Source organism: Rhizobium sullae (genome assembly GCF_025200715.1).
Taxonomy (GTDB): domain Bacteria; phylum Pseudomonadota; class Alphaproteobacteria; order Rhizobiales; family Rhizobiaceae; genus Rhizobium; species Rhizobium sullae.
The window spans coordinates 2,155,703-2,174,133 of sequence record NZ_CP104143.1; the positions used below are offsets into that span (position 1 = coordinate 2,155,703).

Below are 18,431 nucleotides of genomic sequence, written 5' to 3' on the forward strand. Positions count from 1 at the left end.
ACAAGCCTTAATGGGGCCTTAAGATCGCTACTCTACAACCTCTGCGGCGAGCCTCAGGGCTTTTCAGAGGTTGGATATGGACAGGGAACGCCACATCGCTAGCCTTGACGGTCTGCGTGGCATTGCTGCCGCAGGCGTGATTGTCGCGCACGTCAATCTGATGTTTCCCTCCGCTCTCTCCATGCCTATCCGCGATATCGGCAGCAATGCAGTAGGCCTATTTTTTGCACTAAGTGGCTTCCTGATGGCGTACATCTACGGCAATCGGCCGCTCAGTCCGAAAAGCTGTGCCGACTTTCTCGTAACTCGCTTCGCGCGCATCTATCCTGTTTATATTGCTGCAGTGCTGGCCATTGCGCTCCTGTCGCTCTTTCAGGACCTGAATTATTTCCAGCCGATCAACGGTATAGGTCAGGTCCTCCGCCATATGGCACTAATGGGCTCCAGCGGGGTTTTCTGGTCTGTCCCGCCCGAGATTCAATTTTATCTGCTCTTCCCATTAATATGGCTCTTTCTATCGAATCCCATTCGCTACCGGAATATCGCGATTGCCATCGCCACCTTCCTGGCGGTCGACGGACTACTCGGATTTCCCGGTAGCGGCATCATGCTGCCATCCAAGCTGCCGTTCTTTTTATTCGGCGTTGTCGCAGGTCGAATGCACCGGCGCATCGACAGACAAGAGCCAAACATCATCATTGGAATGCTTGCGCTGCTGTTACCGCTGTTCCTACTGGTTCGTCAGGGCGTCGCACCGCAAACCGCGAGCTCACTCTGGGATATGGCGACGGCTTTTGCGGCTGCGCTATCGGTCTTTCTGGTGGCACTTGAGCATCCGATCTCCGTAGTAGCCTTCGGCGCAGCTCCGTTACGCTTCGCCGGCAGAATCAGCTTCTCGCTCTATCTCTTCCACGCGCCTGCGCTCTTTCTCGTCGAGAAGGCGCTCGGCGGTACCACACCGTCGGATCTCGTTATCGCCGTCGGACTAGCCACTGCCTTCGGGCTTGCTTGCGTGAGTTACTATGTGATCGAGGTACCGGCACGCCGCTTTCTCGTATCACGATGGAAACGGCATCGGGAAGACGCGAAATGGCTAGGGAAGCTCGATGCGGCTCAGGCGCCGGCCATTTTCTCCTCGCGGCGCACGAGAATGTAGAAACGTGCGCAGAGCATGATGGCAGCCGCCGCAAGGCCGACGAGGAAGCCGAACCAGATGCCGACGCCGCCGAAGCCCATCGGGAAAGCGAAGAACCAGGCAAGGAAGAAGCCGATCGGCCAATAGGCGATCAGCGCCATGATCATCGGCACGCGCGCATCCTTGAGGCCGCGCAGCAAACCGCTGGCAACAGCCTGCATGCCGTCGACAAGTTGGAAAAGGCCGGCGACGACGATCAGCGGGCCGGCATAGGCAAGCACTTGCGAAGCCTCGGGACGACTGACGTCGAGGAACCAGCGCGCCAGGAACTCCGGCATGACCGCAAACAGGATACCCCCGATACCCGAGATCGCCGCCGCGATGATCAGAACCGCGATCGAGGCGCGAACCAGAGCGGAATGGTTCCCTTGCCCGTGCGCAATGCCGACGCGGACGGTTGCGGCCTGCGAGAGGCCGAGTGGAATCATGAAGGCGATCGACGCCCATTGGAGCGCAATGCCATGTGCCGCAAGCTCGATCGTGCCGATATAACCCATCAGCAGCGAGGCAACCGTAAAGAGGCTGACCTCCGCAAGAATGGTCACGCTGATCGGCAGACCGAGACGAACGACATCCCAAAGCGCGTGCCAGTCCGGCCGCCAGAAACGCACCAGGATTTCATAGCGCCGTGTCTCCTCCCTCATCTGCACATAGGCGAGGATGAAGACAAAGCCCGCGGTCTGCACCGCGACCGAAACGATCGCAGCGCCCTGAAGGCCCATTGCCGGAAAACCGAAATGGCCGAGGATGAGGGCGTAGGCGAAGATCGCGTTCATCACCAGCATGGCAATGGTCACGTTCAGGACGACGGCAGCCTTGCCGATCGCGCTGACGAGCGCCCGCACGACGTTAAAGAGAAGCCCCGGCAGCACGCCGAAATGGCCGATCAGGATATAGCCGTGCGCAAGCTTTGCCACTTCCGGCTTCTGGCCAGCGACGAGCAATATCTCCTCGGCATAGAAAAAGGCCGGCTGCATGACGAGCCAATAGACGGTGACCATCCAAAGGCCCATGCGCATCGAGCGGCGAACTGTGACGATATCGCCCCGGCCGTAAGCCTGCGCGACCATCGGAATGACCGCGATGGCAAAGCCCGAACCAAAAATCAGGATCGTGAACAGAAACTGCGCCGAAAGGACCATGGCAGCGAGATTCTCGGCGCCGAGGCGGCCGACGATCATCACGTCCGTCGTGTTGATGCCAAGCTGGGCAAGCTGTGCGCCAATGAACGGAATGCCGAGCGCCAGCGTGGCGCGGAAATGCGCACCCCAACGGTTGTCGGTTTGCGGCGCAAGCCTGTGCACCTCGATCGGCGCGTCCATCAGAGCCATTCCTGTTTGGTTGAATCAGTTTGGGCCGCATTTCGCGGCAAAGTAATACCGGGCCTTAGATCAAAGCCCCGCAAAGAGCCACCCCGAAAGAGGCAAATGATGAAAAATTCATCACATCATCACGAATTCTGATAGCTCACTCTGCCGCCGCTTCCAGGGCTTCCGGGCGCTTCGCAGTCTTAACCTTCGCGAGAAAGACCAGAGCCGCCGAGAGAATAAAGAAAGCGGCCAGCAGATAGGGCGCACCGGCAAAGGTCACTGGAGCATCCGGCTTGGTGAAATAGCCGAACATCTGCGTGAAGATCAGCGGGCCGACGATCGTCGTGATGCTACTGAGGCTCGTGAGCGCTCCCTGCAATTCACCCTGTGCAGACGGCGGCACCTTGCCGGCGGCAATACTGCGAAGCGGCGGATCGGCGACGTTTTCCATGACGGTCAGGATGATGACCGTATAGACAACCCAGCCCTCCCAGGCGAAAGCATAGCCCGTCAGGCCGACGACCGAGAAAGAAAGGCCGACGACCGCCGTCTTCCACTCGCCAAGCACCGGCACGATCTTCGGCAGCACGAGGCCCATGACGATCGCGGCGCCGATACCGTAGATGCCAAGCGAAAGGCCGATCTGGCCCTCGCTCCAGCCGTAGCGATAGGTCGAAACGAAGGACCAGACGGACGGATAAACGGCATGTGCCAGCCAAAAGAGGAACATGACGGCGCCGACCCAGCCGATGCCGGGATAATTGCGCATCTGCTTCAACGCGCCCAGCGGATTGGCCCGCTTCCATTCGAAGGTGCGCCGATGTTTGGCGTCCAGCGTTTCCGGCAGCAGGAAATAGGCCGCGACGAAATTGAGGAAGGAAAGCGCCGCCGCGCCGAAGAACGGAACGCGCGGGCCGAACTCACCGAGGATGCCGCCGATAACGGGGCCGATGGTGAAACCGACCCCGAAGGCGATGCCGATTAGGCCGAAATTCTTGGCGCGGTTCTCGTCATTGCTGATGTCAGCGATATAGGCCGAACACGTCGCATAGCTGCCGCCGCTGAACCCTGCGAGCGCCCGGCCGACAAAAAGCATCCAGAAGCTGGTGGCGACCGCGCAGATCAGATTGTCGATCGCGAAGGTCAATACGGAGAGAAGCAGGATCGGGCGGCGGCCGAAACGGTCACTGAGATTGCCAAGCAGGGGCGAGAACAAGAATAGCATGCCGGCATAGACGACCAGCAGCCAGCCGCCGTCGAGTGCGGCATCGCTGATGGTGCCGCCGGTGAGTTCCTCCAGATAGGCGGGCAGCACCGGCATGATGATCGCAATGCCCATTACGTCCAGAAACAGGATCACGAAAACGAGGAAGAGGCCGCGGCGAACGAATTTGGGATCAAGCATGGAACATCTCTCAACAGGGAATTGCTTTCTGGAAAGACGATCTCGTCGCCGGGGTTGTTACATAGCTCATCGAGAAAAATGAAACAATACGTGAACATTTCAAAGTTTTTGATCAAGCCGCCAGCGAAATTGATTGGCGGGCGGAACAAACGGGGATTTTAGCCGGTCCGCCGCTGCTCCTTCACGAAATCGACAAATGCGCGCAACGCCGACGGCATGTGCCTACGGCCGGCATAATAGAGAAACGGACCGGAGAATTCCGTGATCCACTCCTGAAGGATCGGCACCAGTTCGCCGCGCGCGATGGCAGGAGCGAGGACTTCCTCGAAGGAGCCGATGACGCCGAGGCCAGCGACGGCAGCACCAACCTCCATCTCGATGACGTTGGCCACCAGCGGCCCGGACGGCGAGATCACCAGTGTTTCGCCACCGCGCTCGAATTCCCAGGCGAACGGTGCGCCGCTCAGGAAACGGTGGCGGATGCAATCGTGCCCGAGCAGGTCTTTCGGGTGCTGCGGCACGCCGCGTCGTTCGAGGTAGGCAGGCGACGCAGCAACGATATAGCACTGTCGGCGTGGGCCGATCGGCACGGCGATCATGTCGCGCTCCAACCGCTCGCCATAGCGTATGCCGGCGTCATAGCCCGCGGCGAGCACGTCGATGAAGCTGTCTTCGGCAACCACTTCAAGGGTGATCTGCGGATAGCGCTGCAGAAACCGGTTGGCGAGATCCGGCAGGAAGAGCTTTGCGGCGATCACCGGCACGTTAAGGCGCAGCGTCCCCGCCGGACTGTCGCGAAAGGTATCGAGTTGGCTGAGTGCCGAAGCGACCTCGCCAAGCGCCGGCGCGAGGCGCTCCAGCAGCCTTTCGCCGGCCTCGGTCGGCGTCACGCTGCGGGTCGTGCGGTTGAGAAGACGTACGCCGAGCCGCTCTTCGAGGCGCCGGAGGGATTCGCTGAGCGAGGAAGGCGACACTCCGCGCTTGCGGGCTGCCGCGCGAAAGCTCCGCTCTCTTGCAATGGCGGCAAAGGCAGCCAGATCACTGAGAGGCAAGTCATCCATTGTGCATATTTCCGTACAGGTTGTTCAAGATTATCCAGATTATCGCACAAATTCTGCCGTAGTAAAAATACTTCAAGGATGCCGCTCGGGTATCGAAGAGGAGAAAGAGATGCAGACCTATCGTTTGGGAAAGACCGGGCCCGAAGTTTCCGCCATCGGCCTCGGCTGCATGGGCATGTCGGGCATGTACGGCCCTTCCGATCGCGAAGAGGGCATCGCCACCATCCACGCCGCGCTGGATGCCGGCGTCAACCTGCTGGATACTGGCGATTTCTACGGCATGGGCCATAACGAGATGCTGATCGGCGAGGCATTGAAAGGCCGCAAACGGGACAGTGTCGTGATCAGCGTCAAGACCGGAGCGCTTCGCGATCCGCAGGGCGCGTGGCTCGGCTACGATTGCCGGCCCGCGGCACTCAAGAACTTCGTCGCCTATTCGCTGCAGCGTCTCGGCGTCGATTACATCGATATCTACCGCCCCGCCCGACTCGATCCCAATGTGCCGATCGAAGAAACCGTCGGCGCGATCACCGATATGATCAAGGCTGGTTATGTCCGGCATGTCGGGCTTTCCGAAGTGGGCGCCGACACGATCCGCAGAGCGGCCGCCGTCCATCCAATCGTCGATCTTCAGATCGAATATTCGCTGGTTTCCCGCGGCATCGAAGATGTGATCCTGCCCACCTGCCGCGAACTCGACATCTCAATCACCGCTTACGGCGTCCTTTCACGAGGCCTGATCAGCGGCCACTGGCACAAGGGCCTGGGCAGCAGCAAAGGCGATTTCCGCAACGACAGCCCGCGCTTCCAAGAGGGCAATATCGAGCAGAACCTGGCACTCGTCGAAGAACTCCGCAAAATCGCCGAGGCAAAGCGGGTCTCGGTCGCACAGATCGCGATCGCCTGGGTTGCCGCACAGGGCAAGGACATCATCCCGCTCGTCGGCGCCCGCCGCCGCGACCGGCTGACAGAAGCGCTCGGTTCAAGAGCCGTCGAGCTTTCGGCCGACGATATGGCCGCGATCGAACGCGCCGTGCCAAAGGATGCCGCGGCAGGCGCGCGCTACCCGGATGCGCAGTTGAAGCATATGGATAGCGAGAGATAGCGACAGTCCGTCGACTGCGAGTACCGCTTGCCCTCCCTTCGAAAGGTGAGAGAGCAAGCGGCAACGCCGCTCGACTCAGACCGGGCCGGAGAACGTATCGCAGGCGGCGAGCTGACCGCTGTCGAAGCCACGCTTGAACCAGCGCATGCGCTGGTCCGACGTGCCGTGATTGAAGCTTTCCGGCACGACATAGCCTTGGCTGCGCTTCTGCAGCGTATCGTCGCCGATCTGTTGGGCGGCGTTCAGCGCCTCCTCAAGGTCGCCGGCTTCGAGGATGCCCTTCTGCTCGGTATATTTGCCCCAGATGCCCGCAAAGCAATCGGCCTGCAGCTCGATGCGCACCGACATCTTGTTGGCGTCGGCTTCGCTCATGCGCTGGCGCGCTTCGTTGAACTTCGGCAGGATGCCGAGAAGGTTCTGGACGTGGTGGCCGACTTCGTGGGCCACGACATAGGCTTCGGCGAAATCGCCGGAGGCGCCGAACTTGCTCTCAAGCTCCTGGAAGAATGCGGTGTCGAGATAGACCTTGTGATCGCCTGGGCAATAGAACGGCCCGGTGGCGGCGGATGCGAAACCACAGGCCGATCGTGTGGCATCCGCAAAGAGCACCAGCGTCGGGTCTTCATATTCCCTGCCCTGTGCCTGGAAGATGCCGCGCCAGGTGTCCTCGGTCTCGGCGAGCACGGTGCGCATGAACGCGGTCATCTCGTCATTGGCAGGCGTGCTCGTGCCCTCCGATTGGCTTTGCTCGTAGCCGGAGCCGCCCGTCATGCCGCCGTCCAACGCCTGCATCAGGTCGATGCCCATCGCCTTGAAGATCAGATAGATGACGACGAGGAAGATGATCGTGCCGATCGAAAGCCCGCCACCCCTGCGCCCCACACCGCCGCCGGACGGAAAGCTGAAGCCGCCGTTGCGACCGAACGGATTGCGCCGGAGCCCGCCACCTGTCGCATCACCGCGGCGATCCTCGACATTGTCCGACTGGCGGCGCCCCTTCCATTCCATCTGAATTCTCCCCCGACGATGCGCAGGCATGCGCTCTAAGTGCAATTATATATCCGGCAAGGGTGCGAATGCCAGCAGGTTTCAGGCGAAGAGCTTTAGACGCGGACGAAGCACGAGAATAGCGCCGATAGTCACGAGCCCAATGCCGGCCATGGCCGAAGCCGTATCATTCCCGCTGAAGATCACCTCATTCATGATTCGCCCCGGCACGAGCGTGAACAGACCAGCGCTGACAACGCCGCCGAAATAGAGGCCTTTGACGATACGCTTGTGCGTACGAATGTCGCGCCGGCGCGCCGCAGCTATCGCCTGCCAGCTGCCGAAGAGCGTTGCAGTCGAAAGGAGATGGATGGGGCCGAAGCCGAAAAACAGATCGATCTCATGAATAAAGAAGCTGGAAAGCGCCGTGACCACCATCAGTATCATCCAGATCCTGCCAAGCGCCTTGTGGCGGCGGGTACCTTTCGGGCGAAGCAGAATGTAGGCGCCGAGGAGTGCTGCAGGCGTGACGGCAGCAACGTGGATCTGGATGGCAAGCGGGGCTTGAAGAAGCGGCTCAAGGGTCATGGTTGGTATCCGGTTGAACTTGAGCGATCTTTCCGCCATGAGTTCTCTCTCTCAATCGATTTGCCGTGAACGGCAGGAAAAATTCGTGGATCACTCCTTCATGCAATCCACGCTTCGCGAATTGCGGCTATTCATCCGTTCGCCGCGCTTCTGGGGAACCTTTGCCGTAGTCATTCTGATCTTTGCGGTCAGCGGTCCCTACGGGACGTCCGAGCGAATGACAGCGGGCCAAAGGCTCGGCTACTGGCTGGTCATTCAGGCGGCGGCCTGGTCGATCGCGATCCTCTGTTCGGTGATTGCGGAGGTTCTGTTGCGCCGCCATATCGCGAGCATGTTCTGGCGGATGATGCTCGGCGCGGTCGCCGCAGCGCTGCCGATCGGCTATGTTCTTAGCCTTATAGACTTCATCTTCGACGGCACCGGGCATTCGATGCAGAGCGGCCTGCAACGCGCGTTCTTTGCCGTACCGCTCTGCGCGCTCTTCTGTCTGCTCACCTACATGGCAATGAACGAGCGGATCAAAGAAGTGGTTGCGACATCAGGCAGTACGCCGCGACCGCCTTCCATTCTTGACCGGGTGAAGCCGCAGAACCGGGGCGAACTGCTCAGGCTCTCGGTGCAAGATCATTACACCGAGGTCGTGACAAGTCTCGGGCGCGAACTCGTGCTGCTGCGCTTTGCCGACGCGCTGAGGGAGACGGGCGGCACAGCCGGGCTTCAGGTTCATCGCTCGCATTGGATCGCCGATGCCCATGTCGAGCGCTTGAAGCGGGACAACGGAAAGCTGCTTATCCTGACGCGCGACGGCTTCGAAATTCCAGTCAGCCGCAGCTACGCGGCAGAGGTGCGGCGGCACTTTGGTTGAGGAAATTGCAGCAAATGCTTGACGGGACTCCTGCTTTCGCCCTCACTGAAGGAGAGGATGCAGGAGGATCTAATGAAAGCTGTGCGCCTGGAAGCGACGGGACGGCTTGCGGTGAGCCGTGTGGCAAAACCGGTACCGGAGCCTGGCGAAGTGCTGGTGAAGGTCGAGGCCTGCGGCATCTGTGGCACTGACCGTCATCTGTTCCTGGGTGAATTTCCGTCGAAGCCGCCGGTGACGCTCGGGCATGAATTCACCGGCATCGTCGAAGTCGCCGGAGAAGGCGTAACCGCCTTTCGTCCCGGCATGCGGGTGACAGGCGACCCGAACATCGCCTGCGGACGCTGCCCGGACTGCCAGCGCGGACGTGTCAATCTCTGCCGGAACCTGCAGGCGATCGGCATTCACCGGGATGGCGGTTTTGCCGAATATGTCTGCATACCGGAGCAACAGGCGTTCGAGCTGCCACAGTCGCTGGTACCGCTGCATGGCGTCTTCTGTGAGCCCCTCGCCTGCTGTCTGCACGGCGTCGATCTGGCGGAGATCAAGGCCGGCGCATCCGTGGCGGTGCTCGGGGGCGGCGTGATCGGCTTGCTCGTCGTGCAGCTTGCGCGGCTTGCCGGCGCAACGCGCGTCGTGCTCGTGACGCGCAACGCCGCTAAACGGCGGCTCGCCGAAGAGCTTGGCGCGACGGTCACGGTCGATCCGTTGGCAGGCGACACCGCCGGTCTGGTGACGCCTGACGACGGCCTTCTGCCGGGCGGGGCCGATATCGTATTCGAATGCGCGGGGGTGACTGAGACCATGGAGCAGGCGCCTCTCCTCGCCCGCCGCGGCGGCACCGTCGTGGTCCTCGGTGTCATGCCGCAAGGCGCCAGAATTTCGCTGCAGCCCTTCGACCTGCTGTTTCGCGAGATCAAGCTGGTGAACTCGTTCCTAAACCCGTTCACCCATGGCCGCGCCGCGGACCTGATCGCCTCTGGCGCCATCAAGGTCGAGCCTCTCATCTCCCGCCGGATCGGGCTTGATGACGCACCGGACGCGATCGCCAATCCGGCGCGAAACGGCGAAATTCGCGTGATCGTCGTGCCGGCTCCCTGACCGGCATTTCAGGAGTTTTCGGATTCCTGTCGATTCCGCGATTTATGGGGTTCCGTTTGCAAATACATTTGCCTATAAGCCGCTTCTAGCCTGAAAAGACCCTCCATGCGCGACCCGACCCGGTGCCTCCCACCCTGGCCGGCTTTTTGCGCAGCTAGAAACGGATATCGCCATGCCGAAGCGCCAAGACATCAAATCGATCCTCATCATCGGCGCGGGACCGATCGTCATTGGCCAGGCTTGCGAATTCGACTATTCCGGCACCCAGGCCTGCAAGGCGCTGAAGGAGGAAGGCTACCGCGTCATCCTCGTCAACTCCAACCCGGCGACGATCATGACCGACCCAGGTCTCGCGGACGCGACCTATGTCGAGCCGATCACCCCGGAGGTCGTCGCCAAGATCATCGCCAAGGAGCGGCCGGACGCGCTGCTGCCGACCATGGGCGGCCAAACGGCGCTGAACACCGCTCTGTCGCTGAAGCGCATGGGTGTGCTCGACCGCTACAGTGTCGAGATGATCGGCGCCAAGCCAGCCGCAATCGATATGGCCGAAGACCGCGCCCTCTTCCGCGAAGCCATGGCCCGCATCGGGCTGGAAACGCCGCGCTCGATGCTGGCGAACGCCACAGACATCAAGGATACCGACCGCAAGACGCACGAGGCCGAACGCACGAAGCTGCGCGAAAGCCTCTCCGGCGCGGCATTGGACACTGCGCTGGACGAGCTAGAAAACCACTGGAACCTCGGCGAGAGCGACCGCAAGCAGCGCTATCTGAACCACGCCATGGCGATCGCCGCGCAGGCGCTCGACGACATCGGCCTGCCGGCCATCATCCGCCCGTCCTTCACGCTCGGCGGCACCGGCGGCGGCATTGCCTACAACCGTTCGGAATTCTTCGACATCGTCAGCGGCGGTCTCGATGCGTCTCCGACGACCGAGGTCCTGATCGAGGAGTCGGTCCTCGGCTGGAAGGAATATGAAATGGAAGTCGTCCGCGACAAGGCGGACAACTGCATCATCATCTGCTCGATCGAGAACATCGATCCGATGGGCGTCCACACGGGCGACTCGATAACCGTCGCGCCGGCGCTGACGCTGACCGACAAGGAATACCAGATCATGCGCAACGCCTCGATCGCGGTGCTGCGCGAGATCGGCGTCGAAACCGGCGGCTCGAACGTGCAGTTCGCCGTCAATCCGAAAGACGGCCGCCTCGTCGTCATCGAGATGAACCCGCGCGTGTCGCGCTCCTCCGCGCTTGCCTCGAAGGCCACCGGCTTCCCAATCGCCAAGGTCGCCGCCAAGCTCGCGATCGGCTATACGCTCGACGAGCTGGAAAACGACATCACCGGCGGCGCAACGCCTGCGTCGTTCGAACCCTCGATCGACTACGTGGTCACCAAGATCCCGCGCTTTGCCTTCGAGAAGTTCCCGGGCGCCTCGCCGGTCCTGACGACAGCGATGAAGTCCGTTGGCGAAGTCATGGCCATTGGCCGCACCTTCGCAGAATCGCTGCAGAAAGCCCTGCGCGGGCTGGAAACGGGTCTGACCGGCCTCGATGAAATCGAAATCCCCGACGTCGAAGAGGGCGAATCCAGCCAGAACGCCATCCGCGCCGCCATCGGCACGCCGACGCCTGATCGCCTGCGCATGGTCGCCCAGGCGCTTCGCCAGGGAATGAGCGAGGCCGAAGTCCATGAGGGCTCCAAGATCGATCCTTGGTTCATCGCCCAGTTCAAGGCAATCGTCGATATGGAGGCCCGTATCCGCGAGCATGGCTTGCCGGCGGATGCTGCGAACCTGCGCATGCTGAAGGCCATGGGCTTCTCGGACGCGCGCCTCGCGACGCTGACGGGCAAGCGTCCGAAGGAAGTGGCGGAATTTCGCAACAGTCTGAATGTCCGCCCGGTCTTCAAGCGCATCGACACCTGCGCCGCCGAATTCGCCTCGCCGACTGCTTACATGTACTCGACCTACGAGACGCCTTTTGTCGGCGTCGCGCGCTCCGAAGCGCAGGTCTCGGACCGCAAGAAGGTCGTCATCCTCGGGGGCGGCCCGAACCGCATCGGTCAGGGCATCGAGTTTGATTATTGCTGCTGCCACGCCGCCTTCGCGCTGAAGGATGCGGGTTATGAAGCGATCATGATCAACTGCAACCCGGAGACGGTCTCGACCGACTACGACACGTCAGACCGCCTCTATTTTGAGCCGCTGACGGCCGAAGACGTGATCGAAATCCTGCGCGCCGAGCAGGAAAAGGGCGAAGTCGTCGGTGTCATCGTCCAGTTCGGGGGCCAGACGCCGCTAAAGCTTGCCGAAGCGCTGGAGAAGAACGGCATCCCGATCCTCGGCACCGCACCGGATGCGATCGACCTTGCCGAAGACCGCGACCGTTTCCAGAAGCTCCTGATGAAGCTCGACCTCAACCAGCCGAACAACGGCATCGCCTACTCGGTTGAGCAGGCCCGCCTCGTCGCCGCCGAAATCGGCTTTCCGCTGGTCGTGCGCCCGTCCTACGTCCTAGGCGGCCGTGCCATGCAGATCATCCATTCGGAATCGATGCTGCAGGCCTATCTGCTCGACACGGTTCCGGAATTGGTTCCGGAAGACATCAAGCAGCGCTATCCGAACGACAAGACCGGCCAGATCAACACGCTGCTCGGCAAGAACCCGTTGCTCTTCGACAGCTATCTGACGAATGCCATCGAGGTCGACGTCGACTGCCTGTCAGACGGTACGGATGTCTATGTCGCGGGTATCATGGAACACATCGAGGAAGCAGGCATCCACTCCGGCGACTCGGCCTGCTCGCTGCCGCCGCGCTCGCTGTCGGCGGACTTGCTCGACGAGCTCGAGCGCCAGGCGAAGGCCATGGCGAAGGCGCTGAGGGTCGGCGGTCTAATGAACGTGCAGTTCGCCATCAAGGATGGCACCGTCTACGTACTCGAAGTCAACCCGCGCGCCTCACGCACCGTGCCGTTCGTGGCAAAGACCATCGGTGCGCCGATCGCCAAGATCGCTGCCCGCGTCATGGCCGGCGAGAAGCTGGATGCGGCCTTCGCAGCCTACGGCGAAAAGCCCGATCCGCGCGCCCTGAAGCACATTGCCGTCAAGGAAGCCGTCTTCCCCTTCGCCCGCTTCCCGGGCGTCGATACGCTGCTTGGGCCGGAAATGCGGTCGACCGGGGAGGTCATCGGCCTTGACACCGATTTCGCTCTTGCCTTCGCCAAGTCGCAACTCGGCGCCGGTGTCGAACTGCCGCGCGACGGGACGGTCTTCGTCTCAGTTCGTGATCACGACAAGCCGCGCGTCCTGCCTGCGATCCGTGTTCTCGTAGGCGAAGGCTTCAAGGTACTTGCCACCGGCGGCACGCAACGGTTCCTGGCTGAAAACGGCATCGAAGCGACGAAGATCAACAAGGTGCTCGAGGGCCGGCCACACATCGAGGATGCGATTCGCAACCGCCAGGTCCAGCTCGTCATCAACACGACGGACGGCAACAAGGCGATCTCCGACTCGAAGTCGCTCCGCCGTGCGACGCTGATGCAGAAGGTGCCCTATTACACGACGATGGCGGGTGCTGAAGCCGCCGCACAGGCGATCAAGGCGTTGAAGGCGGGCAATCTCGAAGTCCGCCCGCTGCAGAGCTATTTCTGAGTATTAGACGACCGGAAGTTGCCGCAAAATCTCTCGGATGTTACCCTTTCGGCGGTACATCCGGAGCGGTTGATGGCAAAGAACATCGTCATTCTGTTCGATGGCACGTCGAACGAGATTTCGGCCGACCGGACCAATATTGTCAGATTGTTCGGCACCCTGAAACGCTCGGACGAGCAGATCGTCTATTATGATCCAGGCATCGGCACGTTCGGCGCGGCGAATGCCTGGTCGAGGCTGCTTCGCAAATCCTATGAGGTTTTCGGACTTGTCACCGGCTGGGGCCTCGACCAGAACGTCAAGGAAGCCTACCGTTTCCTGGTCGAGACCTACGATCGCGGCCCGCCTGACGCCGATGGGCGGCATTCCGGCCGCGACCGCATCTACATCTTCGGCTTTAGCCGCGGCGCCTATTCGGCGCGTGTCCTGGCAGGCTTTATCCATGCCTTCGGTCTGACAAGCCGATATCATCTCAACCTGCTCGATTATGCCTACAGAACCTACAAGGGAATTCCCGCGCAGGAAGAGAAAGCCGGCGGCGCTGCAGAGGATAGCGGCGACGATACCTCCTCTGCTTTCGCGGCCATGCGTCTCTACGAACGCATGCTCAGAAACGATCGCCCGCCGATCAAGCTGCTTGGTCTTTTCGATACGGTGACCTCAGTGATCGAAGCAGGGAAATGGCTTCCGCAATTCAAGACCCACCCTTTCACCCGCAAGAACCCGAGTGTCGAATGGGTGCGGCACGCGGTCGCCATCGATGAGCGGCGGACCATGTTCCAACCGGAGATCTGGGAGCGAGACCAGGAATATTGGGGCCGCCCGTTCCGGCCAAAGACGCCGGCAAAGCAGAATTTCAAGGAAGTGTGGTTTGCCGGCGTCCACGGCGATATCGGCGGCGGCTATCCGGAAGCGCAAAGCGGAGCCGTCAAGATTCCCCTCGCCTGGATGATAGAGGAAACGCAGCCGGCCGGGCTCCTCTATCGCACCCGCACCGTCAACGACATCGTACTCGGCAAGAACCACAAAAAGTATGTGCCGCTGAACTCCAGTGCTCCGCTCCATGATTCGATGACCGCCGGATGGAAAATCCTTGAATACATCCCTCGGCGCGTGCCGGAAAATTCCTGGCGCAAGCGCGGCAACCGGAATGCCATCTATCTCCCTCTGAGCGACCAGCGCTTCATTCCTGACGACGCGTTGATCCATATTTCGGTCAAGGAGCGGAAGGATGCCGGCGCCTACAATCCGCCGAACCTGCCTGCAAATCCCGTCTTTGTCCCTTAATGGTTGAATCATTCTTTGATCCGACTCACCCGTTCCAGGGCAGCCCAATCGGGAACGCTGGCCGAGAGCGGGCGGTTAGCGGGCAGCGCGCCACATTACGAATTTTATGGAAATCGGCCGCAACGATCTGCTATAAGCGAGTGATTAGGATTATTGCACGGTTCCGAAGTCCCCTTCGGGACCTGTTTTCTTTTGTGTCGCTGCCTGACTATAGGACACGAAGATCAAAGGACAGGAAAATGGTTGATAAGGTTCCGATGACACAGGGTGGTTTCGTCAAGCTGCAGGAAGAACTGCGCTGGCGTCAGCAGGAGGAGCGCCCGCGTATCATCGAAGCGATCGCCGAAGCCCGTGCTCATGGCGATCTTTCGGAAAACGCCGAATATCACGCAGCCAAGGAAGCGCAGAGCCACAACGAGGGCCGCATCAGCGAGCTCGAAGACCTCACGGCGCGCGCCGAAGTGATCGACCTTGCGAAGATGTCCGGCGACAAGATCAAATTCGGCGCCAGGGTCAAGCTCGTCGACGAGGACACCGAGGAAGAAAAGACCTACCAGATCGTCGGCGATCAGGAGGCCGACGTAAGGGCCGGCCGCATTTCCATCTCCTCCCCGATCGCCCGCGCACTCATCGGCAAGGTTGTCGGCGATTCCATCGAGGTCATCGCACCGGGCGGCTCCAAAGCCTACGAAGTCCTGTCGATCTCCTGGGGTTGATAGCCTGTGGCGGAAACGGTCAAGCCGGCCGCGATAGATATAGCTGACGTCGAAATCATCGCGCCGAACTTCAAGCAGCGATTATCCGGCGTCACGTCGACGATCGTCCAGCTGGTTCCCTGCCAGATCAAACTCGGCATCAAGATCGCAACGCTCGGCCCCGGCCTGCCGGACGGCCTTCCGAAGTTGTCGTGGAGCCAGCTTCTTTCCGCCTGGCGTCCGCCTGCTGGACGCCAGCAGCGTGTTTGGCACGCACGCCGCAACAATGAAATGGCCGCGGGCGTCGTGCTGCGGCATATGTTCCGCATGCCGCTAAAGCTGCTGTTCACGTCGGCCGCGCAGCGCCGGCATACCGCCTATACGCGCTGGTTGATCCGCCGGATGGACGCCGTCGTTGCGACCAATGCCCGATCAGGATCCTTTCTTGAGGTGCCGCACACCGTGATCCGCCACGGCATCGACCTGGAACTTTTCCATCCGCCACAAACCGCCGAGGACAGCACCGAGGCCACTAGCCTGCCCGGCAAGTATCTCGTCGGCTGCTTCGGTCGCATCAGGCACCAAAAAGGCACCGACCTCTTCGTGCGGTCGATGATCGGACTGTTGCCGGAACATCCGGAGTGGACGGCAGTGATCTCCGGCCGGGTAGCGGCGGAGCATACCGCTTTTGCCGACAAATTGAAGGCTGATATCGCCGCCGCCGGTCTCGCCGACCGGATCGTCTTTCTGGGCGAAGTGCCAGACATCAAGGTCTGGTATCGCCGGCTCACCCTCTATGTCGCTCCTTCCCGCAACGAAGGTTTCGGGCTGACGCCGTTGGAGGCCATGGCATCAAAGACGGCAGTCGTTGCGTCGGATGCCGGGGCCTATGCCGAAATGATCGAGGAAGGAATGAACGGCAACATCGTTCCGGCCGGCGACGGCGAAGCCCTCACCAGGGCAGTCGCCCCCTACCTTGCCGATCCGCAAAAGGCCCTCGCCCATGGCGAGGCGGCGCTCGCGCATGTGCGGGCGCATTTCGCGCTGGAAGGCGAAGCGAAAGCATTGAAGGCTGTCTATGAGGATCTTCTGCGCCGGTAAAGTAGCCGTCAATTCTATCGGCTACGGCTTGCGCTTGAAAAGTTCGAGATAGGCATTGGCAATCGCATCTTCCGAGAACTGGCTCATCAGCGTCGCGTAGCCGCCCGCCGCCACCTTGGTCGCCAAAACCGAATCATTGATCAGCCGCTCGATCGCGCTCGCGAAGCCATCGGCATCGCCGATGTCGACAAGAAGTCCGTTCTCGCCGTCGTGCATAAACCAACTCGGCCCCTCCGACCGGCTCGAAACCACCGGCTTGTGCTGCGCCCAGGCTTCGAGGATGACGTTGCCGAGCGGCTCATGGTTCGACGGCATCACGAAAATATCGGCGGCCGCCACAAACGGCCGCGTATCCTTTTGCCAGCCGAGGAAGCGCATGCGATTGGTTACACCGAGATCGGCCGCAACCTTCTCGACATTCTTCCGCTCCTCGCCGTCCCCGGCAAGCCAGAGATAAACGCCCGGCAGCTTGGCAACGGCAGCCGTCAGCAAAGCGAATTCCTTGCGTGGAACGAACCGCCCCATGGACATCACGACGGGAGCATCTTCCGGTGTCTTAAGCGCCGCCCGATCGACGGGCGCGACGCGCTCCGTATCCGTGAAATTGGAAATCACCTCGACGCCGCGCGTCCAGCCCAGTTCGCGCACATGCTGGCCGATGCCGGGCGTATTGCAGACGATGACGTCGGTATTCTTGAAATGGCGGAGATTGGTCGGGTAGTCCCCCAGACGGGAAATCTTGATACAGCCTCTGTAATCCGGCATTAACTCGCTCGCCCGCTGCGCCCAGGCGACCAAGGCATCCGGCTTTTGGGTCCGCGCCATGCGGGCCGCCTTCATTGGAAGAAGCAGGCGGTCCAATGACAGGTTGCGGAAATTGCTTTCAGTTATGTTCGTGACAGCTTCGATATCCTTGCGCCACAGCCTGTTCGGCCGAATGATGGCCGTCTGTTCGACATCACGCCGCGCCAGTGCATTGACCAAATGCACGAAGAAACGCTCGGCGCCGCCATCCTTGCCGAAATGAAAATGCAGGACCTTCATGGTGCGCTCGAACCGGTCTCGAAGAGGCGAAGATAGGCGTTGGTGATCGCCTCTTCGGAAAAGCGCTCGCGAAGCGTCCGCCATCCGCCGTTCTTGAGATGCTCGCGCAGCGCAGGATCGTCGCGCAGGCGCATGATGGCCTTCGCCAACCCATCGACGTCGCCGCAATCGGTCATAACGGCATCTTCGCCGTCGGTCATCACCCATGAAGGACCTTCGGCGCGCGATGAGATCGTCGGTTTTCCCGCGCCCCACCCTTCGAGGCAGACATTCCCCAAAGGCTCATGCAGCGATGTGATCGCAAAGGCATCGGCAGCCGCGAGATAGGGATAAGCGTTGGTCTGCCAACCGGCAAAACGGACCCGGTCGCGCAAACCCAGCTGATCGGTGAGGGCTTCCAGGTTTTCCCGTTCCGGCCCGTCCCCGAGGAGCCAAAGATGGGTATTCTCGACCTTCGCCATAGCCCGAATGATCACGTCGAAGCCCTTGCGCTTGACGAAGCGGCCCATCGCCATGACAACAAATGCGTTCTCCGGCGTCTGCAGAGCATCCCGGGAAATCGGCGCGCTCGGCGTGGAACGCGTAAAGTTGGCTATAACCTCGACGCCGCCCGTCCAGCCGAATTCCCGCACCTTGGCGGCAATATCCGGCGTGATGCAGACGAGGGTTTGTGAATTCGTGTAGTAGCCGAGATGTTCAGGGTAATCCCCAAGGCGGGAAATACGCCGGGCCTTGTTGTAGTTCGGCATGAAGCGGCTCGCGCGCAGCTGCCAGGTCATGATCACGTCAGGTTGGAATTCTTTCAGGATGCCGCGCATGCGAGCAGACAGGACGAAACGTGACAGCGATATCCTGCGGAAGATTCCTTCGTAGACCGTGCCGCAACTTTCGACATCCTTCTTCCAGCTCCGGTCCGGACGAATGAGCATCCGCTGCTCCACGCCCCGGTCGGAGAGAGCGTTCACGAGATTGACGAAGAAGCGCTCGGCTCCCCCCTCTTTGCCAAAATGGATATGCATGACCTTCATGAGC

General features: G+C 61.0%; 15 protein-coding genes. 8 read left to right on the forward strand and 7 right to left on the reverse strand.

Features of this window, described 5'->3' with window-relative positions; translation table 11 throughout:
* Positions 1–76: 76 nt before the first annotated feature.
* Positions 77–1,156 (forward strand): acyltransferase family protein, encoded by a 1,080-nt coding sequence (locus tag N2599_RS11015; protein ID WP_063829583.1) that lies wholly within the window; start codon positions 77–79, stop codon positions 1,154–1,156.
* On the opposite strand, the gene N2599_RS11020 is transcribed toward N2599_RS11015, so the two are convergent.
* The 3 genes from N2599_RS11020 to N2599_RS11030 form a co-directional block, all read right to left on the reverse strand.
* The gene (locus N2599_RS11020; protein ID WP_027508466.1) at positions 1,114–2,517 is read right to left on the reverse strand and encodes an MATE family efflux transporter; all 1,404 of its coding nucleotides are present in this window, start codon (positions 2,515–2,517) and stop codon (positions 1,114–1,116) included. The two genes, N2599_RS11015 and N2599_RS11020, sit on opposite strands and share 43 nt — an antisense overlap.
* Before the next feature lie 145 nt (positions 2,518–2,662).
* A complete protein-coding gene (locus tag N2599_RS11025) occupies positions 2,663–3,910 on the reverse strand; it encodes a TCR/Tet family MFS transporter (RefSeq protein ID WP_027508465.1) in 1,248 nt (415 codons plus the stop codon).
* Positions 3,911–4,068: 158 nt separating this feature from the next.
* Positions 4,069–4,971, reverse strand: coding sequence for a LysR family transcriptional regulator (locus tag N2599_RS11030; protein ID WP_027508464.1), 903 nt, complete (start codon positions 4,969–4,971; stop codon positions 4,069–4,071).
* 109 nt (positions 4,972–5,080) lie between these two features.
* Between N2599_RS11030 and N2599_RS11035 the strand changes: the two genes are divergently transcribed.
* On the forward strand, positions 5,081–6,076 hold the full coding sequence (locus N2599_RS11035; protein ID WP_027508463.1) for an aldo/keto reductase: 996 nt from the start codon (positions 5,081–5,083) through the stop codon (positions 6,074–6,076).
* Between the two features lie 75 nt (positions 6,077–6,151).
* On the opposite strand, the gene ypfJ is transcribed toward N2599_RS11035, so the two are convergent.
* Together ypfJ and N2599_RS11045 are read right to left on the reverse strand one after the other, a co-directional pair.
* The gene (gene ypfJ / locus N2599_RS11040; protein WP_027508462.1) at positions 6,152–7,084 is read right to left on the reverse strand and encodes a KPN_02809 family neutral zinc metallopeptidase; all 933 of its coding nucleotides are present in this window, start codon (positions 7,082–7,084) and stop codon (positions 6,152–6,154) included.
* A gap of 81 nt (positions 7,085–7,165) precedes the next feature.
* Complete coding sequence (locus N2599_RS11045) at positions 7,166–7,690, reverse strand: DUF2306 domain-containing protein (RefSeq protein ID WP_027508461.1); 525 nt, start codon at positions 7,688–7,690, stop codon at positions 7,166–7,168.
* On the opposite strand from N2599_RS11045, the gene N2599_RS11050 reads away from it, so the two are divergent.
* The 6 genes from N2599_RS11050 (at position 7,689) to N2599_RS11075 (ending at position 16,355) form a co-directional block, all read left to right on the forward strand.
* A complete protein-coding gene (locus tag N2599_RS11050; RefSeq protein WP_375714105.1) occupies positions 7,689–8,516 on the forward strand; it encodes a LytTR family DNA-binding domain-containing protein in 828 nt (275 codons plus the stop codon). The two genes, N2599_RS11045 and N2599_RS11050, sit on opposite strands and share 2 nt — an antisense overlap.
* A gap of 72 nt (positions 8,517–8,588) precedes the next feature.
* Entirely contained in the window at positions 8,589–9,614 is a 1,026-nt protein-coding gene (locus N2599_RS11055) for a zinc-dependent alcohol dehydrogenase family protein (RefSeq protein WP_027508459.1), read from the forward strand.
* A 172-nt stretch (positions 9,615–9,786) separates the two neighbouring features.
* Entirely contained in the window at positions 9,787–13,272 is a 3,486-nt protein-coding gene (gene carB / locus N2599_RS11060; protein ID WP_027508458.1) for a carbamoyl-phosphate synthase large subunit, read from the forward strand.
* 72 nt (positions 13,273–13,344) lie between these two features.
* Positions 13,345–14,559 carry a T6SS phospholipase effector Tle1-like catalytic domain-containing protein gene (locus N2599_RS11065; protein ID WP_027508457.1) on the forward strand — a complete coding sequence of 405 codons (1,215 nt, stop codon included), beginning with the start codon at positions 13,345–13,347 and terminating at the stop codon, positions 14,557–14,559.
* Between the two features lie 239 nt (positions 14,560–14,798).
* The gene (gene greA / locus N2599_RS11070; RefSeq protein WP_027508456.1) at positions 14,799–15,275 is read left to right on the forward strand and encodes a transcription elongation factor GreA; all 477 of its coding nucleotides are present in this window, start codon (positions 14,799–14,801) and stop codon (positions 15,273–15,275) included.
* A 39-nt stretch (positions 15,276–15,314) separates the two neighbouring features.
* Positions 15,315–16,355, forward strand: a complete 1,041-nt coding sequence (locus N2599_RS11075; RefSeq protein WP_027508455.1) for a glycosyltransferase family 4 protein — start codon at positions 15,315–15,317, stop codon at positions 16,353–16,355.
* A gap of 21 nt (positions 16,356–16,376) precedes the next feature.
* Here the strand turns inward: N2599_RS11075 and N2599_RS11080 are convergent, their stop codons facing one another.
* On the reverse strand, positions 16,377–17,399 hold the full coding sequence (locus tag N2599_RS11080) for a glycosyltransferase (RefSeq protein WP_027508454.1): 1,023 nt from the start codon (positions 17,397–17,399) through the stop codon (positions 16,377–16,379).
* Positions 17,396–18,427, reverse strand: a complete 1,032-nt coding sequence (locus N2599_RS11085) for a glycosyltransferase (RefSeq protein WP_027508453.1) — start codon at positions 18,425–18,427, stop codon at positions 17,396–17,398. The genes N2599_RS11080 and N2599_RS11085 overlap by 4 nt, the downstream gene beginning before the upstream one ends.
* Positions 18,428–18,431 lie beyond the last annotated feature (4 nt).

What these genes read in the sequence shown, in the direction of transcription:
- greA (WP_027508456.1), top strand. Translation starts at nt 14,799, where the DNA reads ATGGTTGATAAGGTTCCGATGACACAGGGTGGTTTCGTCAAGCTGCAG.
- ypfJ (WP_027508462.1), bottom strand. Translation starts at nt 7,084, where the DNA reads ATGGAATGGAAGGGGCGCCGCCAGTCGGACAATGTCGAGGATCGCCGC.
- N2599_RS11020 (WP_027508466.1), bottom strand. Translation starts at nt 2,517, where the DNA reads ATGGACGCGCCGATCGAGGTGCACAGGCTTGCGCCGCAAACCGACAAC.
- N2599_RS11025 (WP_027508465.1), bottom strand. Translation starts at nt 3,910, where the DNA reads ATGCTTGATCCCAAATTCGTTCGCCGCGGCCTCTTCCTCGTTTTCGTG.
- N2599_RS11035 (WP_027508463.1), top strand. Translation starts at nt 5,081, where the DNA reads ATGCAGACCTATCGTTTGGGAAAGACCGGGCCCGAAGTTTCCGCCATC.
- N2599_RS11015 (WP_063829583.1), top strand. Translation starts at nt 77, where the DNA reads ATGGACAGGGAACGCCACATCGCTAGCCTTGACGGTCTGCGTGGCATT.
- N2599_RS11080 (WP_027508454.1), bottom strand. Translation starts at nt 17,399, where the DNA reads ATGAAGGTCCTGCATTTTCATTTCGGCAAGGATGGCGGCGCCGAGCGT.
- carB (WP_027508458.1), top strand. Translation starts at nt 9,787, where the DNA reads ATGCCGAAGCGCCAAGACATCAAATCGATCCTCATCATCGGCGCGGGA.
- N2599_RS11055 (WP_027508459.1), top strand. Translation starts at nt 8,589, where the DNA reads ATGAAAGCTGTGCGCCTGGAAGCGACGGGACGGCTTGCGGTGAGCCGT.
- N2599_RS11045 (WP_027508461.1), bottom strand. Translation starts at nt 7,690, where the DNA reads ATGGCGGAAAGATCGCTCAAGTTCAACCGGATACCAACCATGACCCTT.
- N2599_RS11030 (WP_027508464.1), bottom strand. Translation starts at nt 4,971, where the DNA reads ATGGATGACTTGCCTCTCAGTGATCTGGCTGCCTTTGCCGCCATTGCA.
- N2599_RS11050 (WP_375714105.1), top strand. Translation starts at nt 7,689, where the DNA reads ATGAGTTCTCTCTCTCAATCGATTTGCCGTGAACGGCAGGAAAAATTC.
- N2599_RS11065 (WP_027508457.1), top strand. Translation starts at nt 13,345, where the DNA reads ATGGCAAAGAACATCGTCATTCTGTTCGATGGCACGTCGAACGAGATT.
- N2599_RS11085 (WP_027508453.1), bottom strand. Translation starts at nt 18,427, where the DNA reads ATGAAGGTCATGCATATCCATTTTGGCAAAGAGGGGGGAGCCGAGCGC.